Origin of the sequence: Bacteroides sp. AR20, from assembly GCF_964250605.1 — a bacterium.
GTDB classification, from domain to species: Bacteria; Bacteroidota; Bacteroidia; order Bacteroidales; family Bacteroidaceae; genus Bacteroides; species Bacteroides uniformis.
In genome coordinates this window covers 1-798 of sequence record NZ_CAXUGK010000076.1, presented here as the reverse complement: position 1 = coordinate 798, position 798 = coordinate 1, and the positions used below count along the sequence as shown (strand labels likewise).

Genomic DNA, 798 nt, shown 5'->3' with positions numbered 1-798 from the left:
AAAAATAAAAAAAACTTCCGAAAATATTTGGAAGATATGCTTTAAAGTTCTTACCTTTGCATCCGCTTTCTGAAAAGAACAGCAATCGTGAAACAAGCGATCTTTGAACAGATTTACATAAACAATACAAGTAGTACAAGAGCAGGTGCTTCGCAAATTAATAATTGGAAACTAATGATTAAGGCGCGTCGTACCTGGGTAAAACAAAAGAACCGTCAATACTTATTCTATATAGATTAGGTAAAGATAAACTTTTTGAATTCGAGCGTCCTGAACAGATAATTAAGCTGTCGCACTTTAATTTTTAATTTGCGCAGTCAAGATACTTTTACAATGAAGAGTTTGATCCTGGCTCAGGATGAACGCTAGCTACAGGCTTAACACATGCAAGTCGAGGGGCAGCATGAACTTAGCTTGCTAAGTTTGATGGCGACCGGCGCACGGGTGAGTAACACGTATCCAACCTGCCGATGACTCGGGGATAGCCTTTCGAAAGAAAGATTAATACCCGATGGCATAGTTCTTCCGCATGGTAGAACTATTAAAGAATTTCGGTCATCGATGGGGATGCGTTCCATTAGGTTGTTGGCGGGGTAACGGCCCACCAAGCCTTCGATGGATAGGGGTTCTGAGAGGAAGGTCCCCCACATTGGAACTGAGACACGGTCCAAACTCCTACGGGAGGCAGCAGTGAGGAATATTGGTCAATGGACGAGAGTCTGAACCAGCCAAGTAGCGTGAAGGATGACTGCCCTATGGGTTGTAAACTTCTTTTATACGGGAATAAAGTGAGGCACG

The 798-nt window shown here is 43.0% G+C and carries 1 rRNA gene; it reads left to right on the top strand.

From position 1 onward, the window contains the following. Window positions 1-330 precede the first annotated feature (330 nt). Window positions 331-798: ribosomal RNA gene (locus ACESTD_RS18435) — 16S ribosomal RNA — on the top strand; the annotation flags it as partial.